The organism is Paraburkholderia domus, from assembly GCF_905220705.1.
Classification (GTDB): domain Bacteria; phylum Pseudomonadota; class Gammaproteobacteria; order Burkholderiales; family Burkholderiaceae; genus Paraburkholderia; species Paraburkholderia domus.
In genome coordinates this window covers 323,307-347,758 of the sequence record NZ_CAJNAT010000003.1, presented here as the reverse complement: position 1 = coordinate 347,758, position 24,452 = coordinate 323,307, and the positions used below count along the sequence as shown (strand labels likewise).

The following is a 24,452-nucleotide window of genomic DNA, read 5'->3' as shown; positions in this document are numbered from 1 at the left end:
CGCGCTTGTTACCTGCGCTTATTACTTATTCACCGCCGAACCCGATATTCCGTGACCACCACTTCGAACCCGCATGACGCCGTACCTGTGCCGCGCGGCACGCTGATGATTCAGGGCACCACGTCCGATGCGGGCAAGAGCACGCTCGTCGCGGGTTTGTGCCGCCTGGCGCGCCGCGCCGGCGTGCGGGTCGCGCCGTTCAAGCCGCAGAACATGGCGCTCAATAGCGCGGTGACGGTCGACGGCGGCGAGATCGGTCGCGCGCAGGCCCTGCAGGCGGTGGCCGCGGGCATCGCCGCGCACACCGATCTGAACCCCGTGTTGCTCAAGCCGACCAGCGATCGCGGCGCGCAGGTGATCATCCACGGCAAGGCGCGCATGAATCTCGACGCACGCGCCTATCACAACTACAAGCCGGTCGCCTTCGAGGCCGTGCTGGAATCGTATGCGCGTCTGCAAGCGACGTACGACGCGATTTTTGTGGAAGGCGCGGGCAGTCCCGCCGAGATCAATCTGCGCGACCGAGATATCGCCAACATGGGTTTCGCCGAAGCGGTCGACTGTCCGGTCGTGCTGGTGGCCGACATTGACCGCGGCGGGGTGTTCGCGCATTTGACCGGCACGCTCGCGTGTCTGTCGGACAGCGAGCAGGCGCGTGTGCGCGGCTTCATCATCAACCGCTTTCGCGGCGATGTCAGTTTGCTCAAACCAGGGCTCGACTGGCTCGAAGCGAAGGCCGGCAAGCCGGTGCTCGGCGTGGTGCCCTACCTGCACGGTCTGACGCTCGACGCCGAAGACATGCTGCCGCCCGAACTGCGCGCCGCGCAAAGCAGCGATTCAGGCCGGATGTTGCGCGTGGTCGTGCCAGTGTTGCCTCACATCAGCAATCACACTGATTTCGACGCGTTGCGCGCGCATCCGCAGGTCGATTTTCATTACGTGCGAAGCGGTACGCCGCCTCCGCCGGCCGATCTGATCATCCTGCCGGGTTCAAAGAATGTGCCTGGCGATCTGGCGTTCCTGCGCGCGCAAGGCTGGGATGCGGTACTGCAGCGGCATCTGCGCTACGGCGGCCGTGTAATCGGGATTTGCGGCGGCATGCAGATGCTCGGACGCGAAGTGGCCGACCCGCACGGTGTGGAGGGCGCGCCTGGAACGAGTGCGGGCCTCGGTTGGCTCGATTATTCGACGGTGCTGACGCGCGAAAAAACGCTCAAGAACGTGACAGGGCACCTCGCGTTACCCGGATCGCCTGAGGTCGCCGGCTATGAGATTCACATGGGCGAGACGCAAGGCCCGGCGTTGGGTTCACCCGCGCTGCAATTGAGCGAAGCGCTAGACGCTCATCCGGACGGCGCAATCTCGGCCGATGGCCAAATCCTCGCCACCTACGTGCACGGCCTGTTCGACACGCCGGCCGCGTGCGCCGCACTGCTGGCGTGGGCGGGCTTAAGCGACGCCGAGAAAATTGACTACCCTGCGCTGCGCGAGGCTTCGCTGGAACGCCTCGCCGACACACTCGCCGAGCACCTTGATCTCTCAAAGCTTTTTGCCGCAATGGGTTAATAAAAATCAACTGGATGGCGGGTGATTAAATCCTATTGGGAAGTAATCAAAGCCTGAAAAGGGGTTTTTCGCCTTATACGGTTCGAATACAGTCCTTACATCGACGGCCGATGCGGGCCGTTTCTCTCGTAAAGGACTCGTCATGAACTCGAACCGCTCCGCCGATCTGGCCGCTTTGCTACTTCGCCTTGCCTTGGGCGTCTTGTACCTCGCGCACAGTCTGCAAAAGATCTTTGTTTTCACACTGCCGGGAACGGCGCAGTTTTTCGTCTCGCTTGGCTTGCCGGGTTGGCTCGGCTACGTGACCGCGTTCGTCGAACTGATCGGCGGCATCGCACTCCTGCTAGGCGTGCAGGTCCGTTGGGTCGCGCTTGTGCTGTTGCCGTTCATGCTCGGCGCGATGTCGGCGCATCTGCATAACGGCTGGGGTTTCGCGTCGCCGAACGGCGGCTGGGAATATCCGGCCTTCTGGGCGGTGACCTTGGCGGTGCAGTCGCTGCTCGGCGGTGGCGCGCTGGCGCTGAGCGCGGCGAAAGCGCCACGCGCAGTGGCCGCCTGATACGTTCGAGCGGTTGCAAGATCTGGTACACCGGTAAAACCTCAAACCGGCAAAGCACCCACGCACCAAAGCGCTTCGGGACTCGGCCTTTCCGGACAACAAAAAAGCACGCGCCGTGAGGCCGCGTGCTTTTTTATGGCGCTAAGCCCGGGTGATTCAGGCTCTGCGCCGCGCCCCCGCGTCAGTCATTCAATACAACACGATCTGCGTGCAGCGAAACAGCGCCATCGCCTTGCCGTTCGGATCGGTGACGGTGGCGTCCCACACCTGCGTGCTGCGGCCCAGATGCACGGCTTTGGCGACCGCGCGGATCGTGCCTTCCGTCGCCGTGCCGAGAAAATTGCTTTTCAGTTCGACGGTCGTGAAATTACGCGCCATCTCGGGCAGATGCGCGAGGCATGCGTAGCCGCAGGCGGTATCGGCGAGGCCGATTACGGTGGCGGCATGCAAAAAGCCATTCGGCGCCAACAATTCGTCGCGCACGGTCAATTCCGCGGTCAGGGCGCCTTGCTCCAGCGCCAGAACATGCACGCCCAGCAAGCCGGGCAGCTTGCCCTTCTGACGTTCATGCAGGCGCTCGGCGGTGTATTCCGGACGGAGTTTGCTCATGAGATTGGGGTCCTCGATGGAAAAATCAGTGGTGTAGGGCGGTCAATAGCCGTTTGGGGGCTTCGGCCCCGGCGCATTTGTCGATATTATCAACGGCTGGATCGGCGGGTGAACCTGAAACCGGCACGGATCAGGACCCATCGGCGCAAGTCAGAGCAAACTGCGCGGTAAACCGGCTGGCGGCGTCCAGCCTTCTTTCCGGGAGAATTCATGACGGTGATCGTGGTGGCGAATCCGAAGGGCGGCGTGGGCAAAAGCACGCTGTCCACCAATCTGGCCGGCTATTTCGCGTCGTTGGGGGAATGGGTCGCGCTGGCGGACCTCGACAAACAGCAGTCCGCGCACGCGTGGCTGTCGCTGCGGCCGCCTGCGCTGCCGCCCATCGAGACATGGGAAGTCGACCTTGAAAACCCCGCCAAACCACCCAGAGGTCTGGAACATGCGGTCATCGACACGCCGGCCGGGTTGCACGGCAACCGACTCGGCATCGCGCTGGATCTGGCCGACAAGGTGATCGTGCCCTTGCAGCCGTCGATGTTCGATATTCTCGCCACCCAGGATTTTCTCGAGCGGCTGGCGAAGGAGAAGGCGGTCAGGAAAGGCGCGATCGAGATCGGTGTGGTGGGCATGCGCGTCGACTCGCGTACCCGCTCTGCAGAGCAGCTGCATCGCTTTGTCGAAGGGTTGAAGCTGCCGGTGCTGGGCTATCTGCGCGACACGCAGAATTACGTGCAACTGGCGGCGCACGGCCTGACCCTGTGGGACGTCGCGAAAAGCCGCGTGGAGAAGGATCTGGAGCAGTGGCAGCCGATCATCCAATGGACCAACGGCGCCAGCAAGAAGGACTGAGGTGAATCAGCAGGCGGCGTGGCCGCCCGCCGCATGAACCGTGCGGCGAAAGGCCGGCTTAGGTCCAGTTCTGGGTCGGCACGTGATCGCGGCTGCCTTTGATCTTGTTGTTGTCGTCGACAAACACCAGATCCGGTTTCCAGCCTGCCTTCAGTTCCGCTTCGTCGACCACGGCGAACGCCGCGATGATTACCAGATCGCCCAACTGCGCGCGCCGCGCAGCCGAGCCGTTCAGCGAAATCATGCCGCTGCCGCGTTCGCCCTTAATCGCGTATGTCGAGAAACGCTCGCCGTTATTGATGTTCCAGATGTCGATCCGTTCGTTTTCGACGATGTTCGCGGCTTCCAGCAGGTCTTCGTCGATCGCGCACGAGCCTTCGTAGTGCAGCTCGCAGTGCGTGACCGCGACGCGATGGATTTTCGACTTCAGCATGTTTCGTTGCATGACCAATCCCTTGTGCTTCTTAAGCGTATTTGCGCAGTCTAAGCCGGCTTCAGATTTCGAGGTTGTCGATGAGACGGGTGGTGCCGAGCTTGGCGGCGGCCAGTACGACCAATTCCGCGTTCGCGTCTTGCGGGCCCTGCGGCAGCAGGTTTGAGCGCTTGCGCACGGCGATGTAGTCAGGCTGCCAGCCGCGCGCAGCCAGTGCCGCCATCGCCGCTTGTTCGAGTTTTGCGAAGTCGCGATCGCCGGAGAGGACCGCATCGCGCACGCGATTGAGCTCGGCGGCCAGCACCGGCGCTTCGGCGCGCTCGGCTGCCTGCAGAAAGCGGTTGCGCGAGCTGAGCGCGAGGCCGTCGGTGTCACGCACGGTTTCGGCGGCGATGATTTCGGTCGGCAGCGCGAACTGGTGGCACATGCTGCGCACGATCATCAGCTGTTGGTAATCCTTCTTGCCGAACACGGCAACGCGCGGCTGCACGCACGACATCAGCTTCATCACCACGGTGCACACGCCCTGGAAGAACCCCGGCCGGAATTCGCCTTCGAGGATGTCGCCCAGATCGTGCGGCGGATGCACGCGGTATTCCTGCGGCTCCGGGTACAGATCCCGTTCCGTCGGCGCGAACAGCACGTAGACGCCTTCTTTCTGCAGCTTTTCGATGTCCGCTTCCATCGTGCGCGGGTACTTGTCGAAATCTTCGTTCGGGCCGAACTGCAGGCGGTTGACGAAGATGCTCGCCACCACCGGATCGCCGTGCTGGCGCGCGAGGCGCATTAGCGACAGATGGCCCTCGTGCAGATTACCCATGGTCGGCACAAAGGCGGTGCGATTCTGGCCGCGCAACTGGTCGCGCAATTCATGGATCGAGCTGATGACTTTCATGATCGGACAGGGATTTCCTCGCGCGGCGTGAACCTCGGTTGGCGCAAAAACTCAGATTTTCGCGTGGCCCGCGGCCTCACCGGTAATGACAGGTTCGGAGCGGCGGATTGTAGTGGATTTGTTCCCGGGGCGCACCCACCGAAAAGGGGTGGCTGCGGCAGCAATGGTGCACACAAGCCCCGTTTGGCGGCTTCAGGCCGGCAGATAGGCGAGGCGCACATAGATCGGTGCGAACGGCTCAGCCTGAGTGATTTCGACGAGCGACTCACGGCACAACTCGAGCATGGCGATGAAGTTCACCACGACCACCGGCACACCCTTGCTCGTGTCGAACAGATCGGAGAACTCTACGAAGCGTGCGTTCTGCAGTCGCCGCAGGATCGTGCTCATGTGCTCGCGCACTGACAATTCCTCGCGCGAAATCTTGTGATGCTGGACGAGCTTGGCGCGCTTGATCACGTCGGCCCACGCGGCGCGCAGGTCTTCGCTATCCACGTCCGGAAAGCGCGGCGTGATGCTTTGCTCGATGTACACCTCGGCGCGCAGGAAATCGCGGCCAAGCTGCGGCAGATGGTCGATACGCTGTGCGGCGAGTTTCATCTGCTCGTATTCGAGCAGGCGGCGCACCAGTTCGGCACGCGGATCTTCGGCTTCTTCGCCGCTGTCGGCCTTTTTCACCGGCAGCAGCATGCGCGACTTGATCTCGATCAGCATGGCGGCCATCAGCAGATACTCGGACGCAAGTTCGAGGTTGGTCTGACGCAGCTGGTCGACGTAGCCGAGGTATTGAACCGTGACGTCCGCCATCGGGATGTCGAGCACGTTGAAGTTCTGCTTGCGGATCAGATACAGCAACAGATCCAGCGGGCCTTCGAACGTTTCGAGAAACACCTCGAGCGCGTCTGGCGGAATGTACAGATCCGTCGGGAGCTTGAAGAGCGGCTCGCCGTACAGGCGTGCGAAAGCAATGCCGTCGACAGTGTCCGGCGTCGAATCGGTGGCGGGCGCGGCAAGCGCGGCGTCGGGCGCCGGCGTGGCGCCCTTTGCCTCGTCGGCGTGACTCACGCGCTTAGAAGTTTTGATAGTACGAGTAAGGCGTCTGCTCTACGCGCGAGGCTTTCTGCTCGGCGCGTTCTTCGAGGTCGATCGGCTGTTTGTCCCACAGCAGCGACCGGCCACGGCGCTGCTCAGCTTCCAGATTCGGTTTTTGTTGCTTGAGCTGGTTCAGGAACTGGGTGATGTCCGATTGATACATGGCTAGACGTCCGTGGTTTGGGGAATGGCGGCTGCCGGGCGGGAACCCGCGTGGCATCGCTCCTATTCCATAATTTTACCGCATGCGCCGCGCGTGGTCGAAAAACGGAGACCGGCGCGAGCGGCCGGCATGCAAAAACGCCCGGAACCCGCGCTGCTGCGATGCGTCAAAGGCGGGCACGTGGCCGGCGGGGCGGTGTCGGATTCGGGCTGTGCATCCCTGCGTCATTTATTACGCATGCCGCATGGGGCGCGGTGTGCGGGCCGAAGGGCTCGCCGCGCGTCACGCGGCATGCGCCTCTTTTAAGAGATGGCGCGGCTTCGCCGATGTGGTCAAATAGCGAGCTTCGGCCGCCGCGGCGAGCCTGAACGACAGAATTCATCAACCACGGCCGGAGGTCCCGTTTGGCGGGGTGTGCGATCGAAGAGCCGCGTGTGCGGCGCGGCAAAACCGGTGACGAGCGCGGGCATCTGACGCCCATTCGGCGCTGGCTGCGCGCGTGGCTGGCGTTCGGCATCGTCATGCTCATGCTTGCCGCGGTCGACGCGCATGCAGCGAAGCGCGCATCCGCCAGCTACAAGGTCGATATCGAAGCCACGCCGCGCTCGCTGCGCAAGCTGCTCGAAGCGCACCTGGATGTGGCGCGGTTCGCCAAACGCCCCGACATCAGCGACGACCAGTTTGAATTTCTGATTACCGCCACCCCACAGCAGGTGCGCGATCTGGCCGCCACGCAGGGCTATTTCACGCCGGTCGTGCGTACCGACGTGCGAACCGTCGACGACAAGAAGCAAGTAACAGTGAGCGTCGATCCCGGCCCGCAAACCCTCATCACGTCGATTTCGCTGTCGTTTCGCGGCCCGGTGCTGACTGAAGACCCGGCACAGGAAAATGCCACGCGCTTCGCGTTTTCGCTGCATGAAGGCGATCCGTTTTCGCAAGGCGACTGGGACGACGCGAAAAACGCGTCGCTCAAGGCGTTGCAGGCACGCCGTTACCTGGGCGCGAAAATCTACCACTCCGAGGCGCGGATCGACCCGCGCACGCACGAAGCGAAATTGTCGGTTACGTTCGACAGCGGCCCGACCTTCACGATGGGCAAGCTCGACGTATCCGGCACGCGGCGCTATCCAGAACAGATCGTCGACAACGTGAATCCGATTTCGGCCGGCGATATCTACGACGTGCAGCGCGTCGCCGAATTGCAACGGCAGTTGCAGAACACGCCGTACTACGCGAGTGTTGCGATCGACGTGGATAGCGATCCGGCCAAACCGGTCGAGACGCCGATGCACGTGAAGGTGTCGGAATATCCGTACAACAGTATCCGCGGCGGGGTCGGGTATTCGACCGATAACGGCCCGTTGATCCAGGGGTCGTATTCGTATCTCGACACGTTCGGCAAAGCGTGGCCGTTCACGGTCGAGGGCCGTCTCGACCAGACCCAGCAGTACGGGCAAATTCAGCTCGCGATGCCGCCGGGGTCGCGCGCGTGGACCAATAGCGTGCTGGCGTCCTACACGACGACCGATGTGTCCGATACACGCATCTACAGTATCCGCGGCGGCGTGCAGCGGGCCCGGACGTCGCAATTCATCGACTACAACTACGCGATCCTTTATTACCAGGACCGGCTCGACCAGAATACGGCCGCGCCGACCACCAGCCGCGCGCTGGTGCCGTCATGGTCGTGGACCCGCCGCAATACCGACGATCCGCTGTTCCCGCGCTCGGGCAATCTGATTCACGTCGAAGCGGGCTTTGCGGTCAAAGGCGTGCTGACGGATCAGACGTTCGCCCGCGGCTACGCCCGCGGCCAACAGTACCTGCCGATTGGCAAGGAAGACCTCGTGCTGATCCGTGCCGAACTCGGCGGCGTGTTCACGAGCGGCAGTTCGAGCGGTATCCCGGCTTCGTTGCTATTCCGCGCGGGCGGGTCGAATTCGATACGTGGCTACAGCTATCAGAGCATTGGTAATGACGTCGGCGGTTCAGTGCTGCCCACCAAATATCTCGTGACGGCGGCGGCCGAATATCAGCACTGGTTCACTCACGACTGGGGCGCAGCCGCGTTCTTCGACGTCGGTACCGCCACTGATACCTGGAGCGAAAAAGTCTTTTATCCCGGCGTCGGTGTCGGGGCACGCTGGCGCAGCCCGGTCGGGCCGGTCAATGTCGACGTCGCTTACGGGATCCGCAACAGGAGCGTGCGGCCGTATTTGACGCTCGGCATTGCCTTCTGATGGAAACCTGCTTTTACATGATCCCCGCATGACCACGGACGCTTCCGCCCAGCCACCCATGCAGCCGCCCGGCGCTCATTTGCCAGGACAGCCGCCACCGCCCGACGCGCCGCAACCGCAGCGCCGTCGCGGTCGATTGTTGCTGAAAGCGTTCGCGTGGGTGGTCGCCGTGCTGGTTTTGCTGGCCGCTTTGGCGATCGGCCTGCTGTACGGCGCGCTGACGACTGAGCGTGGGACTGCTTACGCGTGGCAGGCGGCAGTCAAACTGCTCGGCGGCAAGCTGACCGGCACCCTGGAGAGCGGCGCGCTCTCGAAGGGCGTGCAACTGCGGCAGGTGCGCTGGCGCAGTCTCGACGGCAGCGGCACCGATATCCAGATCGACCGCGTGGCCGGCCGCTGGGGGCTGACCCACAAGCCTTGGCGCTTCACGATCGACTATCTGCATATCGGTACGATCGACGCCCGCGTCGGCTCTTCGTCGTCGAGCAGCAGCGGACCGCTGAAACTGCCGCAAGACTTGCGCTTGCCGATGCAACTCGAAGTGCGCGATGTGCAGGTCGACAAACTGTTGTTGCGCGAGGGCGGGTCGACGACCGAGTTTTCCAGTTTCATGTTTCATGGCCGCAGCGACGGCCGCCACCACGAAGCCGCGATCGAGCGGCTGGACACACCGTTCGGCGCAGTGACGGCGGCGGCGAAGCTGGACGGGGTACGGCCGTTTCCGCTGACCGGCGATCTCGGCTATTCCGGCAAGGTCAACAACGAGGCCGTGCAGGTGGGTGGCCATCTGAGCGGCTCGCTGGAGAATCTCGTCGCCGAACTCGATGCCAGCGGCATGAAGCTTGCCGGCCATGCCCGGGTCGAGGCCACGCCGTTCGGCGACGTGCCGTTGCAACGCGCCACGCTGACTTTCGACCACATCAATCCGCAGGCCTTTGCGCCCGGCGCACCGTTGGCGGATCTGGCGGTGCGCGCCGAACTGCAGCCGGTGGGGCAGAGCGCGGCGGGGGCGGCTAGTGGGGCCAGCGGGATGGGTGGTGCGGGCATGGTGAATACGGCGAGTTCCGCCGGTACTTCCGGTGCCGCAAACACCGCCGGTGCCAGCGACGCTGCCCGCATTGCCGAGTCGCACGCTGTCAAAAACGGCAAAGGCGGCGTCCACGCTGACGCTGCTGCGGGTTTCGCCGTCGCCGGTCGTGTCTCGATCGTCAACGCCAAACCAGGCGCGATCGATCAGAACCTGCTGCCTTTGATCGATGCGCAAACCGACGTGCACCTGGACGCCCAGGCGCAGCGCATCTCGAACCTGAAGGTGCGGCTCGTGAAGAGCGCAACGCTCACCGGCGGCGGCGCGCTGATCGGCAAGCGCGGCCAGTTCGATCTGCAAGTCGCCGGGCTCGACCTGAACGCGCTCGAAGCGACCGTGCGGCCCACCCAGCTTGCTGGTCCGATCGGTATCCGGCTGAACGACGACACGCAAAGCCTGACCCTCGATCTCGCCGACCCGAAAGCAGGATTACGCGCGCAAGGCAAGGTGATCTTCGACCCCGCGCGAATGAGCTTCAACGATGTTCGCGTCACGTCGGGCAAAGGCCGCATCGATTTGTCTGGCGTGCTCAAGCACGACGCGAATTCCACCTACAACCTGAAAGCGCAACTGACCGATTTCGATCCGTTGACCCTGGCTTCGCAGATGCCGGCGCGCACGCCGGCAACGGGCCCGGCGCCTGCGGCGAGCAAAGCCGGGAGCAAGAATGCCGCCCAAGGGGTGGCAGAAGCGGGCAGCACGGCCGGTGCGAAAAGCGCGGCCCCTGGCGACAAAGCCGCCGCCGCAGTAAAGAACACCGCCAAGGCCGCGGTGCGGACCGAAGTGGCTCAACGCAATTCCCCGCCGCCCAGGCGTGCTGCGCCACCGGCCCACAAGATCGAGGCACGTGTGACCGGCACGCTCACCGCGGCCGGCATGCTCGGTCCGGTCTTTACCACCAAGGCCGAATTCAAACTCGGCCCGAGCGTCTACGACGGTTTGCCGTTGACGGGCGGTGGCGTGGTCCAGCTAGCCGGCTCGCGGATTCTGCCGAGCCGCGCGAATCTATCGGTGGCGGGCAATCAGGTGGACTTGCAGGGCAGCTTCGGCGCGCGCGGCGACCGGCTGAAGTTTCGCGTCGATGCGCCGGAACTGGAGCGCCTCGGTTTCGGCCTCGCCGGTCTCATCGCTGCGGATGGCGACGTCACCGGCTCGTTCGCGCATCCGAATGTGGTGCTGAACTACAAGGCAGACAGTGTGGTGTTCAGCAGTAACCGCATCGGCCATGCGGAAGGTCACGCCGAACTGCGCGACGGCGCAAACGGCGCGCTCGTCTTCACGACTGACGCGCGCAATCTCAGCGCTGGCGGCGTCGATCTCACCACGCTCACGGCGCGCCTGTCCGGCACGCGCGCCAACCACGCGCTGGAGGCGGCGGCCACCGGCAAACTGCAGGATCGTCCGCTCGATCTGACGCTGGCCGCCAACGGCAAGCTGACCGAAGCACGCGATGGCACGCGCTGGGACGGCACGGTGACCCGCCTCCAGAACCGCGGCATACCCGCGCTGAATCTCGAGTCGCCGCTTGCCGTGAGCGCCGGGCCGAACCGCCTGACACTCGGCGCGACCCGCCTCACGCTCGAAGGCGCGGTGCTGAGCCTGAAATCGTTCGCGTTCGACCACGGCAAGATCCAGTCCACGGGCAGCTTGACCGACATTTCGCTCGCGCGCCTGCAGGATCTGCGGCGGCAAATCACCGGCGAGCCGCCGGCCGTCAAAACCGATCTCGTGTTCGACGGCGATTGGGATTTTGCGCTCGGCAGCACGGCAAGCGGTCATATCCAGTTGAAGCGTCGCGGCGGCGATGTCACGGTCGAAATCGGTCGAGGTTTGGCCTCGCTGGGAATCACGGATATGAGCGCGCGCGCTGAGTTCAGTGGTGGCAACCGGCTGAATGCGACTGTCCACGCCCAGGCCAGCCGGATCGGCGTGGTCGACGCCGACGCGCACACCACGCTCGTGATGCGAGATGGCTTCCTGAGCGTCAACGAAGAGGGCGCGGTCAGCGGCAACGTGAATGCGAACGTGCCGTCGCTGAAAACGACCGGCGGCCTGTTCGGCCCGAGCTATCTGCTCGACGGCCACCTCGCGCTCAAGCTTGCGCTCGGCGGCACGGTCGCCAAGCCGAACCTGACGGGTTCGCTGCTCGGCGACGGTTTGTCGGCGACGATGGTCGATCAGGGCGTGCAGTTGAAGGACGGTGTGGTGCGCATCGCGCTCTCGCAAAATCTGGTCGATTTCCAGCAGGTCGAGTTTCACGGCGCGAGCGGCACGCTGCGCGCAACCGGCCGTGTGCGTCTGGATGGCGCCCAGCCGGATCTGTCCGCGAGCATCGTCGCGGATAAGCTCGAGTTGTTCGCGGCGCCGGACCGCAATCTGTCGCTGTCGGGCAGCGCGAGCGTGGCTAACGCCGGTGCAGAGGGCGGCATGGCGATCAACGGCAAATTCGTGGTCGATCGCGCGCTGTTCGATATGCCTGAGCAATCCGCGCCGAAACTCGGCGACGACGTGGTGGTGGTGCGTCCGGACGGCACGGTGGCGGGCGAGCGGCCGCCGCCAGTGGCAGGCACCAATAAGCCGATCGGTCCGTTTGCGCCACGCGCCAATATCGACCTCAGCCTCGGCAACAGCTTCCGTTTCCGCGGCATGGGCGCGGACCTCGGCCTGAGCGGCACGATCACCGCGATGAGCGCGCCGAACTTGCCGTTACGCGCGGTCGGCAATGTCCGGGTGACGCAGGGATCGACCTATACCGCGTTCGGCCGCAAGCTCAACATCGAGAACGGCTTCTTCACGTTCAACGGTCCGGTTGCCAATCCGGGCATTAACATCCTGGCAATGCGCCGCAACCAGCAGGTCGAGGCGGGCGTGCAGGTCACGGGCACGGTTCAGTTCCCGGTGGCGAAGCTGATTTCCGAGCCGAACGTGCCGGATAACGAAAAGCTCTCGTGGCTGCTGTTCGGGCACGGGACGGATCAGGGCAATAACTTGGGTCAGCAAAGCACCATGACGACGGCGCTTGCGTTGCTCGGCAGCGCGAGCGGCAAGCGGATCGCGCAGACTTTCGGGCTGGACGAATTTTCGATCGGCCGAAGCGAAGTCGGGCTGACCGATCCGCAAGTGGTGATGGTGTCGAAGGCGATCAACGAGTGGCTCGTGGTCGGCTACGAGCAAGGTCTGCAGTCGGCGAGCAATGCGATCAAGGCGACCATCAATCTGACACGGTATTGGTCTGTCGCGGCTTATGGCGGGACGTTCGACGGCATGGAACTGCTTTACACACGGCGTTTCGACCGGATCCGGTGGTGATGTTGGGAACGCCGCGCCAGACGATGCACGGGCGCGGCGTTCTCATGACTCGATCATCCCGCTTTATTGCGTGGCATACGCGGTCTTGCTTTGTGCTTCAAACTTTTCCCGGCGATCTTGTTCGCTTTGCAGGCGAGCCCATGTCTGATCGGATACCAGATGACGGGCCTTGATATCGGGCGCGTCAGCTTGCGGCGGTGCATCGGTCCGAACTGTTGTGACGGTATCGCCTTGCAGATTGCGTACCTCCAGGGTGTGATCGCCGGTCGCGGTGAGATAAAACCCGTCCTTGAACAGCAGCGCCGCCTGGTTGCGATTGAGCCAGTCCGCGGTCTGCTGCTGCTGATCGAGTGTGGCCTGGCGCATGAACGAGCGGGTGTCTTCATAGGCTGAGGAGGCGTTGGGTATATGTGTCGCAAAGTAAGCGACGCCGGCCGGTAACGCGGAATCCGGATCCTTATCGAACTCGTACTGGGTTCGCGCGCTGCCTGAGGTGTCGTCGTAGTACAAGTTGATGCTTTTCGGCGGCGAATAGGACTCGTTGCTGCCGTCGGTCAGCTTCCACTGCGAATAGCTGCTGTCATAGGACGTGCTGCTCACGTACGCATAGCCTTCGTGGGAATAGGTGAGCACCTTGTGGTCTTCTTCGTGAATCAGGCGATTGTCCATGTAGCGGAACACACCATTCTTGCTCTGCGGATCTTTGGGCGCGTAGTCGAGATACAGATAGCCGTTGCTGCCCACGCGCAAGACTTCGTCTTCGCCGAGCACCCTGGTGTGAAACCGGCCGTCGTCGCCCATCCGGAATGTGTGATAGCCGTTCACGTCGGTTGCGCTGTTTGTTACCGTGACGTCGGTGTGATCGGGGCCGTTGGGTGAGAAGACCTGCCCGGCCGGCGTATGGACGTTGGCCTGTAGCGTGCCGTACGCGCCGTTGTGGGCGACGAGCTCGACCGGCCCGCGATAGTCCTGACCCTTGGCCTGCTGGTCGTTCAGGTAAGCGATTTTTTCCAGCGCGTGGTTGTAGAAATTCGCTTGAACCAGGTTTGGGTCTTGCCTCGGTGCATAGACCGTTTTTCCGTGATCGGTCTGTGCAGTGGTGTACGGTCGGCGCGCGCTGTCGCCCCAAGCCGGATTGTCCGCGCTAAAGCGTGCCAGTTGCGGTTGGGCGCCTGCGATGCGGGTTTGGTCGTAGACGTCCCAGCGGTAATCGGGGTTGGCCGTGAATTTGCCGAGTTTGCCGTTCTCCATTTTCTGCCAGCCGCGAATCTGTGTGTAATCGATGCGGCCCATCGCGGCGACTTCGCCGGTACCGGTGCTGCGGGCATTTGCGCCGAGCGTGGCATTGACATCGACCATGTTGGGCGTCGGCGCGACCGCGTAGACGTAGCCGGTTTTTGCGTCGACGAGTGCCGGATTCTGCTGGGCTGTCTCCGGCTTGCGGAATGTGCCGAGATAGCCGGCGCCGTCGATCACCGAGGGATTGGCCGCGATGTCGAAGTTGTGCATGTCGAGGTTGACCTTGCTGAGCGGCGTCTGTTCGGCGCTGAAGCCACCGAGCTTCTTCAGGTCTGCCGGCGTGACGATGGACGGGCGGTAGAGCGCCATTGGCTGGCGCTCGGTTTCGGTGTTGGCACTGCGCTTGAGTTCGTCGCGCGGTGGCGGCTGGTAGCCCGACGGGCCCGGCTGGTCGAAGTCGGGCGGTGGCGGCAAGCTCGCACGCGGTGGTGTGAGGGATGGCACAGCCACATGGGCAATCCAGGACATGTCAGCGCCGAGTATCGGCGGGTTGTCAGTCGAGCCGCCCGGCTGCACAGGTAGAGGCGGGATCCCGTAGCTCCCGCCTGCTTCACCCAGGCGCTGCGTAGCCATTGGATGTTGCAGCACGTTTTGCATTGCATAGTAGGAGGTGCTCACAGATCCGGTACCCGGCGTTTCGTAGTAGCTTAATTGGTAGCTGGACACGGCATAGGCTAACTGATTGAAGTTATCGTAGCGGAAGGCGCCTTCGTAGGGGTGGTAGAGCGCATAGCTGTCGTTGCGGTAATCGCCGGTTGTATGGAGTCGCTGCACAGCAACCGTCTGAACCGGCCGCCAGTCGCCATGCCCCGGGACGCTATCGGCGTGGTCACCGAAGCCGATCAGTGCAAACGTCTCGGGATGTCCCATGACTTCGCCATGGGGGTTGTAGGGCGTGGAAAAATGGTGAGCGAGGTCATCCACCACAGCATCGCCATTTCGCAGTCCTGTGGCGCCGGGATGTCTGATGTACGACGGCAAATCTCTCTCGTCGCCGTTCCACATGCCGCCGCGGTGATAGCCTTCGATCGACGCGAGCACCACGTCCCTTCCCGCGCCCCCGTTGTCGTGGATGTGCTGGAGAGTGGCAGCCGCGTCGTACAGGTTGCTGTTGCCACGTGGTGTACTGGCGGCGGATGCCATCACAGCCATCGTCGTGCCGAAGCCATACACAGGCGATGGCCCCTGTGCGCCCGGTTCTCTCACGCGAGCCAGGCTTTCCGCGGTGATGCGTTGTGAAGAGGAGGCGGGGCGATAAAGGCTATCGATGGCAGCATTGGCTTGCCGAGTTTCCGGTGTACCGTCGGGTACGATGCTTGGCCCCATGTTGATGAACGCCCCCCGATACGGGACCTGTGTAGCCCCCGGCGGAAGACCGGCTATCCCCCTTGGAGGGAGCCGCCCTCCACGTGGTGTCCTGATCCGCTGCGACGGTTGATCGTTTGTGGAATCTGGCGACGTGATCTGCCTGCTTTCCGGTGACAGATGTGAACGTGCAGTTTCATTGGCCAAGGGGGCAAGGAGATGCTGCACGCGATCCGCGAGCACCGAAGTCGGGATGCGTGGGGAGGGCGGCGGCGCCTGCGTGGCTGTGTTAGGCGTATTTTGCTTCGCAGTTTGTGCGATGTCCGGAGAGGACGAACGTGAATTTTCCTCGGTGAGTGGGAGCGGTGCGCTTGCGTTATATCCGTCAACTCGCATGATATGGTCCTCGGGTTGTGGGCAACGTCCGGGGCAGTGACGGGGCACTGGACCGGTTCAGACCAGTCTTGCATATTGAAAAGAGGGTGATGACATATCTGCGTATAGCTCGCGTCGCTGTGATGACTGCCACTGCGCTGCAGTGGGCATGCGATGCACCAAAGAAAAAAGCACATCCGAAGACGTGCTTTTTTAGAGAGCCACAAACTGCGCGTGGTTTATTTCACCCGCATGCCTGGTTTTGCGCCGCTATCCGGCTCCAGCACGTACAGGCCCGGCTCGGCTTTCTCGTCGGTAGCCGACGCTGCCAGCACCATCCCCTCGGACATGCCGAACTTCATCTTGCGCGGTGCGAGGTTCGCGACCATCACCGTCAGCTTGCCGACCAGTTGCTCCGGCTGATAGGCCGACTTGATGCCCGAGAACACGTTGCGCGTCTTCTCTTCGCCAACGTCGAGCGTCAGTTGCAGCAGCTTGTCCGAACCTTCCACCGCCTTGCAGTCGACGATCTTCGCAATGCGCAGATCGATCTTGGCGAAGTCGTCGATCGAGATGATGCCGGGCGTTTCGTCCTTGTCGGCGGCGGCTGCTTTTGCGGCCTTCGACTTGGCCTTTGCATCTGCCGGCGCAGCAGGTTCCGGCGTGGCTTGCAGCGAGTCGCGATTTGCTGCGATAAGCGCCTCGATCTGCTTTGGATCGACGCGCGTCATCAGATGTTTGTACGCGTTGATCGGGCGCGTGGAGCTCAACGGCACATTCACGTCGGCCCATACCAGCGGCTCGATGCCGAGGAAGGCTTCGACGGCTTCCGCCAGCTTCGGCAACACCGGCTTGAGCGCCAGCGACAGCAGACGGAACGCCTCGATACTTACGGTGCAGGTTTCATGCAGCGCGACCGCGTTCGCCGGGTCTTTTGCCTGATCCCACGGCTTGGCGGTGTCGACGTACGCATTGACCGCGTCGGCCAGTTCCATGGTCTGACGCAGCGCGCGGTTGTATTCACGTGCTTCGTAGTTCGCGGCGATTTGCGGCACGGCGGCGCGCAGCGTGGCGAGCAGCGGGTGCTGCATCGCGCTGTCCTGCACGCGGCCGTCGAAACGTTTGATCAGGAAGCCGGCTGCGCGGCTCGCGATGTTCACGTACTTGCCGACCAGATCGCTGTTCACGCGCGCCTGGAAGTCGTCGAGGTTCAGGTCGAGGTCTTCCATCGTGCTGTTCAGCTTGGCGGCGAAGTAGTAGCGCAGCCATTCCGGATTGAGGCCCGTGTCGATCACGCTTTGCGCGGTGATGAAGGTGCCGCGCGACTTCGACATCTTTGCGCCGTCCACCGTCAGGAAGCCGTGCGCGAACACGTTGGTCGGCGTGCGGTGGCCCGAGAATTCGAGCATGGCCGGCCAGAACAGCGTGTGGAAATACAGAATGTCTTTGCCGATGAAGTGATACTGCTCGGCGGTCGAGCCCTTGCGAACCCACGCGTCGAAATCGAGGCCGCGCTTTTCAGCGAGGTTCTTGAAGCTCGCGTAGTAGCCGACCGGCGCATCCAGCCACACGTAGAAATACTTGCCCGGCGCGCCCGGAATTTCGAAGCCGAAATAAGGTGCGTCGCGCGAGATATCCCAGTCGGCGAGCTTGGCTTCGCCAGCGTCGCCGAGCCATTCGCGCATCTTGTTGGTGGCTTCCGGCTGCGCCAGACCGCCTACCCACGCCCGCAGGAAGTTCTCGCAACGCGGATCGGACAGGCGGAAGAAGTAGTGCGTCGAGGTCTTGCGAATCGGCGTGGCGCCCGAGACGACCGAATACGGATTGACCAGATCGGTCGGCAGGTAAGTCGAACCGCATACTTCGCAACTGTCGCCGTATTGATCCTTCGCGCCGCACTTCGGGCATTCGCCCTTGATGAAGCGGTCCGGCAGGAACATTTCCTTGACGGGGTCGTATGCCTGTTCGATGTCGCGCGCTTCGATCAGGCCGGCGTCTTTGAGCGCAAGGTAGACCGATTCGCTCAACACGCGATTTTCTTCGGAATCGGTCGAGTAGTAATTGTCGAACGAAATTCCGAAGCTGTCGAAATCGCGTTTGTGCTCTTGCCAGACGCGGTCGATCAGTTGTTTCGGCGTCAGACCTTCCTTCTCCGCGCGCAGCATGACTGGCGTGCCGTGCGTGTCGTCGGCGCCCACGTAGTAGACCTCGTGCCCGTGCATTCGCAACGTCCGGACCCAGATGTCCGTCTGGATATATTCGACCAGATGGCCAATATGAATTTGCCCATTCGCATACGGAAGGGCCGACGTGACGAGAACCTGGCGACGGCCTGACGGCGCGCCTGCGGAGAGATCGGTTGCGGGTGCTGACATAAGGATGGTGGGAGCCTGCGGTGGGACGAAACGTTGATTCTAGCAGGGCAGGCGCCCGGCGCGGGCTGGGCCGCCTGGGCCGCGGCTGGGCGGTTGCCGGCGTGGGCAGGTTTGTCCGCCAATTCCCCAAGGGGACTTCCTTCGGAGCGAAAAGCGAGCGCCCAAAAAAAACCGGGGCTATTAACCCCGGAGCAACAACGACAAGAGGAGAATGGTGACGCGGCGGCTTCGCCAGCCACGTACCGTAAAGACAGACCGCGGATTTTCGGCAGAGTTCGAAATTTTTTTCGTTCTCGTGCGAGATTCTCGTTCCTCCGCTCTTTACGGCGTACCGGACGCCAGTGGCAAAAGCCCGGCGCCCGGCTGCTTGGTCCTCTTTCAGGCTGTGCTGTTACTGCGTAGCGTGCTGAGCCGTAGCGCGCAGGTAGATTTCCACACGGCGGTTTGCTGCACGGCCGGCTTCGGTGTTGTTGTCGGCGACCGGCTGGTTCTGGCCCATGCCTTGTGCCGACAGGCGTTGCGGCGCAACGCCGCGTTGCCCCAGATAGCCCGTCACGCTTTGCGCGCGGTTGACCGACAGCGTCTGGTTGTAGGCCGGCTGACCCGTGCTATCCGTGTAGCCGATCACCTGGGCGATCAGTTCCGGGTTTTGCTGCATGGTCTGCGTCAGTTGATCCAGCACCGGTGCGAACGACGGCTTGACCGCATAGCTGTTCGTGTCGAACGTGACCGAGCTCGGAATGTTCAGCTTGAGCGAGCCGTCCGGCTGCTCGGTGATCTGCGTGCCGGTGCCCTTGGTGGCGCCCGACAGCTTGTTGTGAATGGCTTGCCAGTTGTAGCCGGTGATGCCCCCGACCGCTGCGCCGGCGCCCGCGCCGATCGCCGCGCCCTTGCCGCCGCCGAAGATCGCGCCGATCGCCGCGCCGGTGGCTGCGCCCACGCCCGTGCCGACTGCCGTGTCAGTACCTTGTTGGCTTGCGCAGCCTGCCAGCAACGAACCGGCAACGGCAAAAACGGCAAGGCGAGTCATGATTTTTGCATTCATTTTTTGATTCCTCTTGAGTGAAGCGGGTGGAAGCGGTAAATCTATCCGCCGGACGTGACGGCCGTAAAGCGCACTACTCGATAATATGAGAATCCTGCGTCTTCCCCGGTCCCGGTCCGACAGTGGAGAAGGGTCTTCCGGCAAGGCTTGACGCCAGCCACTACAATGATGACTGAAGTGCGCAGCGATGCGACCCCATGGCGGTCCGCCCGCCCGAAGGGTGCACGGCAAGCCTGGTTTTAGCAATGCTGTCTAACAATTTTTTTCAAATTCCGGCGCGTGGCCGAAACTTCGATTCCGCCGCGCCGCAAGTGTTCCCCACGGAGTGTCAATGAGTATCGATCGGGCTTTGGTCGACGCTGCCCTCGCGGCCGTCACTGACCCCAACACGGGCAAGTCGTACGCGGCTGCCAAGAACATCAAGAACGTGGCGGTGGAGGGTGACACGGTTAGCCTCGAGGTGGTACTCGGCTATCCGGCCAAACGGCAATTTGAAGCGATCCGCACGCAATTCACCGATGCGCTGAAAGCCGTTCCCGGCTTGGCAAACGCACGTGTCGAGGTGTCCCAGAACATCGCGGCGCACACCGTGCAGCGCGGTGTCAAACTGTTGCCGAACGTTAAAAACATCGTCGCGGTGGCATCGGGCAAGGGCGGGGTCGGCAAGAGCACGACCGCCGTCAACCTCGCGCTGGCACTGGCGAGCGACGGCGCGTCGGTCGGCATTCTCGATGCGGACATCTACGGCCCCTCGTTGCCGATGATGCTTGGCATTACCGGCCGTCCTGAATCACCCGACGAAAAGTCGATGAACCCGATGACCGGTCATGGCTTGCAAGCCAACTCGATCGGCTTTCTGATCGAGCAGGACAACCCGATGGTGTGGCGCGGCCCGATGGCCACTTCAGCGCTCGAACAGCTGTTGCGGCAGACCAACTGGCAAGATCTCGACTACCTGATCGTCGACATGCCGCCGGGCACCGGCGACATTCAACTGACCTTGTCGCAACGCGTGCCGGTGACGGGCGCCGTGATCGTTACGACGCCGCAGGACATCGCGCTGCTCGACGCCAAGAAGGGCCTGAAGATGTTCGAGAAGGTCGGTATTCCGATCCTCGGCATCGTCGAGAACATGGGTATGCATATCTGTTCGAATTGCGGCCACGAAGAGCATATCTTCGGCGCCGGCGGCGGCGAGCGGATGGGCAAGGAGTATGGCGTCGACGTGCTCGGCAGCCTGCCGCTCGACATCGCTATCCGTGAGCAGGCCGACTCGGGCAAACCCACCGTCGTGGCCGATCCGGAAGGGCGTATCGCGGAGATCTATCGGTCGATCGCGCGCAAGGTTGCGGTCCATATCGCCGAGCGGGCCCGCGACATGACCTCCAAGTTTCCCAGCATCGTCGTCCAGAACACCTGAGTAGCCGTTCGGATGAGGGGCCAAAGCGAGGCCAAGGCGCTAATTTGCGCCTGGTCTCGCGGTATCATGTCGACTTCACAAGTTCGGCTCAGCGGCCGCAGGGGCGGCCGCCAGGCCTGCAAGAGGATCGCATGGGAAAACGAATCGACGGGCAGGCGGTGCATGCGTTCATCGTACTGGCTGCCAGCAGCGTGTTGTTATGCGGCTGTAGCACGTTCCTGAGACCACAGGAAAAGCGTGCCGACGCGCAGTTGTTGCCCACCGTGGGCAATCAGGCGCGCGGCCTCGTGACGTTCATCGAGCGTTCGGACGGCGTGCAGGTCACCTACAATCTCGCGGGTTTGCCGCCTAATAGCGACCACGCATTGCAAGTGCACGAGCGCGGCGACTGCAATGCCGCCGACGGCTCCAGCGCCGGCCAGGTGTTCTCGCCGGCTGCCGAACGGCTGAAAGCAGGCGCCCGGGTCGAAGGCGATCTTGGCAACATCCATGCGGATGCGAACGGCGTCGCCACTGGCTTCATCGTTGCGCCAGACGTGTCGCTCGACGGTATCCGCTCGGTGTTGCAACGCGCCGTGCTATTGCATCACGACGCGAGCGACCCTTATGCGTATCCGCTGCATGGCGCAGGCCCCGCGCTCGCATGCGGGCTGATTCGCCAGTGAATCCAACGCAGGCGGCGGGTCTGATCCGCCGCAAGCGTTTGGCCGTTTCAATGACGTTGCAGTAAGCCTTTTGGGGCGCTACGGACTGCTCTCAGACCCCGCCCGCAGCAGCAATCTCGTGATCGCGTAAAATAAGCGCCTTTCGTTGGCGGTGGCCGGCCCGGAACCCACCGGGTTGTTGCCCGTCACACACCTGTCACTCAAGTCGAGCAGCGTTCACCTATGACTATCAAATCCGACAAGTGGATCCGGCGCATGGCCGAGTCGCACAACATGATCGAGCCGTTTGCACCCGATCAGGTCCGCGTTTCCGAAGACGGCCGGAAGATTGTCAGCTACGGCACGTCGAGCTACGGCTACGACATCCGCTGCGCCGACGAATTCAAGATTTTCACCAATATCAACTCGACGATCGTCGATCCGAAGAACTTCGACGAGAAGTCGTTTGTCGACTTCAAGGGCGACGTCTGCATCATCCCGCCGAATTCGTTCGCGCTGGCCCGCACGGTTGAGTATTTCCGCATTCCGCGCAGCGTCCTGACCGTGTGTCTGGGCAAATCCACGTATGCGCGTTGCGGGATCATTGTCAACGTCACGCCGTTCGAGCCGGAATGGGAAGGGCACGTCACGCTCGAATTCTCGAATACGACACCTTTGCCTGCGAAAATCTACGCGAACGAAGGCGTCGCCCAGGTGCTGTTTTTCGAAAGCGACGAGATTTGTGAAACGTCGTACGCGGATCGCGGCGGCAAATATCAAGGTCAGCACGGCGTCACGTTGCCCAAGACGTGACGTCGGCAGCGTACTGACCCACCAGCTATTCGGGTGACCGCTGCTTAGTCAAATGCAGCGGTCGTTCTTTTTGGAGAATCGCCCATGAAGTTTCGTTTTCCCGTCGTCGTCATCGACGAAGATTTTCGCTCCGAGAACATCTCGGGTTCCGGCATCCGTGCTTTGGCCGAGGCCATCGAGAAAGAAGGCGTGGAAGTGCTCGGGTTGACGAGCTACGGCGATCTGACTTCGTTCGCGCAGCAGTCGAGCCGCGCGTCGTGTTTCATCCTGTCGATCGACGACGACGAGCTGCTGCCGTACGTCGATAACGTCGTGGTGGAAGGCGAGACGCCGGAACTGGCAGCCGCGATCGTCGCGCTGCGCGCGTTCGTGACCGAAGTGCGCCGCCGCAACGCGGATATTCCGATCTTCCTGTACGGCGAAACGCGTACCTCGCGCCACCTGCCGAACGACATCCTGCGCGAACTGCACGGCTTCATCCACATGTTCGAGGACACGCCGGAGTTCGTTGCGCGCCACATCATCCGCGAAACCAAGGTGTACCTGGATTCGCTCGCGCCGCCGTTCTTCAAGGAGCTGGTGCAGTACGCGGACGAAGGGTCCTATTCGTGGCATTGCCCGGGGCACTCGGGTGGCGTGGCGTTCCTGAAGAGCCCGCTAGGCCAGATGTTCCACCAGTTCTTCGGCGAGAACATGCTGCGCGCGGACGTCTGTAATGCCGTCGACGAACTCGGTCAGCTGCTCGACCACACCGGTCCGATTGCGGCATCCGAGCGCAATGCTGCGCGTATTTTCAGCGCCGACCACGTGTTCTTCGTGACCAACGGCACGTCGACCTCGAACAAGATCGTCTGGCACGGCACGGTTGCGCCGGGCGACATCGTGTTGGTGGACCGCAACTGCCACAAGTCGATCCTGCACGCGATCACCATGACCGGCGCGATTCCGGTGTTCCTCACGCCGACGCGCAATAACTTCGGCATCATCGGCCCGATTCCGCGCAGCGAATTCGAACCGGAAAACATCCGCAAGAAGATCCTGGCGAATCCGTTCGCCCGCGAAGCGATGGCTAAGAATCCGGACCTGAAGCCGCGCATTCTGACCATCACGCAGAGCACCTATGACGGCGTGATTTACAACGTCGAGATGATCAAGGAAATGCTCGGCGACTGGCTCGATACGCTGCATTTCGACGAAGCCTGGCTGCCGCACGCCGAGTTCCACGAGTTCTACCAGGACATGCATGCGATCGGCGCGGGCCGTCCGCGCATCGGCGCGATGGTGTTCGCGACGCACTCCACGCACAAGCTGCTGGCCGGCATTTCGCAGGCCTCGCAGATCGTCGTGCAGGATTCGAAGAACAGCCGTTTCGACAAGCACCGCTTCAACGAAGCGTATCTGATGCACACGTCGACGAGCCCGCAGTACGCGATCATCGCCTCGTGCGACGTGGCGGCGGCGATGATGGAGGCGCCGGGCGGCACCGCGCTGGTCGAAGAGTCGATTGCTGAAGCGCTCGACTTCCGCCGCGCGATGCGCAAGGTCGACGACGAATACGGCGACGACTGGTTCTTCAAGGTGTGGGGTCCGGAGACATTCGCGGAAGAGGGCATCGGCTCACGCGAAGACTGGATGCTGCGCCCGAACGATGCGTGGCACGGCTTCGGCCCGCTCGCCGATGGTTTCAACATGCTGGATCCGATCAAGGCGACCATCGTCACGCCGGGTCTGGATATGGACGGCGGCTTCGGCGAGTCCGGCATTCCGGCTGCGATCGTCACGAAGTACCTCGCCGAGCACGGCATCATCGTCGAAAAGACCGGCCTGTATTCGTTCTTCATCATGTTCACGATTGGTATCACCAAGGGCCGTTGGAACTCGATGGTCACCGAACTCCAGCAGTTCAAGGACGACTACGACAACAATCAGCCGCTGTGGCGCGTGCTGCCTGAATTCGTCGCGCATCATCCGATGTACGAGCGTGTCGGTCTGCGCGATCTGTGCGGGCAGATCCACAGTGTCTACCGCGCGAACGACATTGCGCGCCTGACGACCGAGATGTACCTGTCGAGCATGGAACCGGCGATGAAGCCGTCGGATGCGTTCGCCAAGCTCGCGCACCGCGAGATCGACCGGGTAGCGATCGACGAACTCGAAGGCCGTGTCACGTCGATTCTGTTGACGCCGTATCCGCCGGGCATTCCGTTGCTGATTCCGGGCGAGCGCTTCAACAAGACCATCGTCAACTATCTGCGTTTCGCGCGCGAGTTCAACGAGCGCTTCCCGGGTTTCCACACGGATATCCACGGGCTTGTCGGCGAAACCATCAACGGGCGCATCGAATACTTCGTCGATTGCGTGCGCGCCTGAC

The 24,452-nt window shown here is 62.6% G+C and carries 17 protein-coding genes; 9 read left to right on the top strand and 8 right to left on the bottom strand.

Annotated features, from left to right (window positions below):
- The first annotated feature begins 105 nt into the window (after positions 1-105).
- Positions 106-1,566 (top strand): cobyric acid synthase, encoded by a 1,461-nt coding sequence (locus KHO31_RS09325; protein ID WP_236071145.1) that lies wholly within the window; start codon positions 106-108, stop codon positions 1,564-1,566.
- Positions 1,567-1,708: 142 nt separating this feature from the next.
- Entirely contained in the window at positions 1,709-2,125 is a 417-nt protein-coding gene (locus tag KHO31_RS09320; protein ID WP_211623110.1) for a DoxX family protein, read from the top strand.
- 189 nt (positions 2,126-2,314) lie between these two features.
- On the opposite strand, the gene KHO31_RS09315 is transcribed toward KHO31_RS09320, so the two are convergent.
- The gene (locus KHO31_RS09315; protein ID WP_211623109.1) at positions 2,315-2,734 is read right to left on the bottom strand and encodes a PaaI family thioesterase; all 420 of its coding nucleotides are present in this window, start codon (positions 2,732-2,734) and stop codon (positions 2,315-2,317) included.
- A gap of 210 nt (positions 2,735-2,944) precedes the next feature.
- Here KHO31_RS09315 and KHO31_RS09310 point away from each other — a divergent pair, with 210 nt between their 5' ends.
- Positions 2,945-3,583: a ParA family protein gene (locus KHO31_RS09310; protein WP_201081820.1), complete on the top strand. Its 639-nt coding sequence runs from the start codon at positions 2,945-2,947 to the stop codon at positions 3,581-3,583.
- Between the two features lie 58 nt (positions 3,584-3,641).
- Here the strand turns inward: KHO31_RS09310 and panD are convergent, their stop codons facing one another.
- The 4 genes from panD to KHO31_RS09290 form a co-directional block, all read right to left on the bottom strand.
- Positions 3,642-4,028 (bottom strand): aspartate 1-decarboxylase, encoded by a 387-nt coding sequence (gene panD / locus KHO31_RS09305; protein WP_012432059.1) that lies wholly within the window; start codon positions 4,026-4,028, stop codon positions 3,642-3,644.
- A gap of 49 nt (positions 4,029-4,077) precedes the next feature.
- Positions 4,078-4,911 (bottom strand): pantoate--beta-alanine ligase, encoded by an 834-nt coding sequence (gene panC, locus KHO31_RS09300; protein ID WP_201081822.1) that lies wholly within the window; start codon positions 4,909-4,911, stop codon positions 4,078-4,080.
- Positions 4,912-5,103: 192 nt separating this feature from the next.
- On the bottom strand, positions 5,104-5,976 hold the full coding sequence (locus KHO31_RS09295) for a segregation and condensation protein A (RefSeq protein ID WP_201081824.1): 873 nt from the start codon (positions 5,974-5,976) through the stop codon (positions 5,104-5,106).
- 4 nt (positions 5,977-5,980) lie between these two features.
- A complete protein-coding gene (locus KHO31_RS09290; RefSeq protein ID WP_054035105.1) occupies positions 5,981-6,166 on the bottom strand; it encodes a DUF3460 family protein in 186 nt (61 codons plus the stop codon).
- 404 nt (positions 6,167-6,570) lie between these two features.
- Between KHO31_RS09290 and KHO31_RS09285 the strand changes: the two genes are divergently transcribed.
- A complete protein-coding gene (locus tag KHO31_RS09285) occupies positions 6,571-8,409 on the top strand; it encodes an autotransporter assembly complex protein TamA (protein ID WP_211623108.1) in 1,839 nt (612 codons plus the stop codon).
- 28 nt (positions 8,410-8,437) lie between these two features.
- Entirely contained in the window at positions 8,438-12,805 is a 4,368-nt protein-coding gene (locus tag KHO31_RS09280; RefSeq protein ID WP_201084855.1) for a translocation/assembly module TamB domain-containing protein, read from the top strand.
- A gap of 63 nt (positions 12,806-12,868) precedes the next feature.
- Here KHO31_RS09280 and KHO31_RS09275 read toward each other — a convergent pair whose 3' ends face one another.
- The 3 genes from KHO31_RS09275 to KHO31_RS09265 form a co-directional block, all read right to left on the bottom strand.
- Complete coding sequence (locus KHO31_RS09275; protein WP_211623107.1) at positions 12,869-15,310, bottom strand: enterotoxin A family protein; 2,442 nt, start codon at positions 15,308-15,310, stop codon at positions 12,869-12,871.
- Positions 15,311-16,023: 713 nt separating this feature from the next.
- On the bottom strand, positions 16,024-18,159 hold the full coding sequence (metG, locus tag KHO31_RS09270; protein WP_211623106.1) for a methionine--tRNA ligase: 2,136 nt from the start codon (positions 18,157-18,159) through the stop codon (positions 16,024-16,026).
- A gap of 391 nt (positions 18,160-18,550) precedes the next feature.
- On the bottom strand, positions 18,551-19,204 hold the full coding sequence (locus tag KHO31_RS09265; RefSeq protein ID WP_054035104.1) for an OmpA family protein: 654 nt from the start codon (positions 19,202-19,204) through the stop codon (positions 18,551-18,553).
- 331 nt (positions 19,205-19,535) lie between these two features.
- Here KHO31_RS09265 and apbC point away from each other — a divergent pair, with 331 nt between their 5' ends.
- The 4 genes from apbC (at position 19,536) to KHO31_RS09245 (ending at position 24,451) form a co-directional block, all read left to right on the top strand.
- Positions 19,536-20,624: an iron-sulfur cluster carrier protein ApbC gene (gene apbC / locus KHO31_RS09260; protein ID WP_201081845.1), complete on the top strand. Its 1,089-nt coding sequence runs from the start codon at positions 19,536-19,538 to the stop codon at positions 20,622-20,624.
- Between the two features lie 131 nt (positions 20,625-20,755).
- The gene (locus KHO31_RS09255) at positions 20,756-21,289 is read left to right on the top strand and encodes a superoxide dismutase family protein (protein WP_201081846.1); all 534 of its coding nucleotides are present in this window, start codon (positions 20,756-20,758) and stop codon (positions 21,287-21,289) included.
- Positions 21,290-21,511: 222 nt separating this feature from the next.
- On the top strand, positions 21,512-22,081 hold the full coding sequence (gene dcd, locus KHO31_RS09250; protein WP_028200499.1) for a dCTP deaminase: 570 nt from the start codon (positions 21,512-21,514) through the stop codon (positions 22,079-22,081).
- Between the two features lie 84 nt (positions 22,082-22,165).
- On the top strand, positions 22,166-24,451 hold the full coding sequence (locus tag KHO31_RS09245) for an arginine/lysine/ornithine decarboxylase (protein ID WP_201081847.1): 2,286 nt from the start codon (positions 22,166-22,168) through the stop codon (positions 24,449-24,451).
- Position 24,452: the final 1 nt, after the last annotated feature.

Coding starts and splice junctions, on each gene's coding strand:
- dcd (WP_028200499.1), top strand. CDS start 21,512: ATGACTATCAAATCCGACAAGTGGATCCGGCGCATGGCCGAGTCGCAC.
- KHO31_RS09245 (WP_201081847.1), top strand. CDS start 22,166: ATGAAGTTTCGTTTTCCCGTCGTCGTCATCGACGAAGATTTTCGCTCC.
- panC (WP_201081822.1), bottom strand. CDS start 4,911: ATGAAAGTCATCAGCTCGATCCATGAATTGCGCGACCAGTTGCGCGGC.
- KHO31_RS09315 (WP_211623109.1), bottom strand. CDS start 2,734: ATGAGCAAACTCCGTCCGGAATACACCGCCGAGCGCCTGCATGAACGT.
- apbC (WP_201081845.1), top strand. CDS start 19,536: ATGAGTATCGATCGGGCTTTGGTCGACGCTGCCCTCGCGGCCGTCACT.
- metG (WP_211623106.1), bottom strand. CDS start 18,159: ATGTCAGCACCCGCAACCGATCTCTCCGCAGGCGCGCCGTCAGGCCGT.
- KHO31_RS09290 (WP_054035105.1), bottom strand. CDS start 6,166: ATGTATCAATCGGACATCACCCAGTTCCTGAACCAGCTCAAGCAACAA.
- KHO31_RS09310 (WP_201081820.1), top strand. CDS start 2,945: ATGACGGTGATCGTGGTGGCGAATCCGAAGGGCGGCGTGGGCAAAAGC.
- KHO31_RS09320 (WP_211623110.1), top strand. CDS start 1,709: ATGAACTCGAACCGCTCCGCCGATCTGGCCGCTTTGCTACTTCGCCTT.
- panD (WP_012432059.1), bottom strand. CDS start 4,028: ATGCAACGAAACATGCTGAAGTCGAAAATCCATCGCGTCGCGGTCACG.
- KHO31_RS09325 (WP_236071145.1), top strand. CDS start 106: ATGATTCAGGGCACCACGTCCGATGCGGGCAAGAGCACGCTCGTCGCG.
- KHO31_RS09255 (WP_201081846.1), top strand. CDS start 20,756: ATGGGAAAACGAATCGACGGGCAGGCGGTGCATGCGTTCATCGTACTG.
- KHO31_RS09265 (WP_054035104.1), bottom strand. CDS start 19,204: ATGAATGCAAAAATCATGACTCGCCTTGCCGTTTTTGCCGTTGCCGGT.
- KHO31_RS09280 (WP_201084855.1), top strand. CDS start 8,438: ATGACCACGGACGCTTCCGCCCAGCCACCCATGCAGCCGCCCGGCGCT.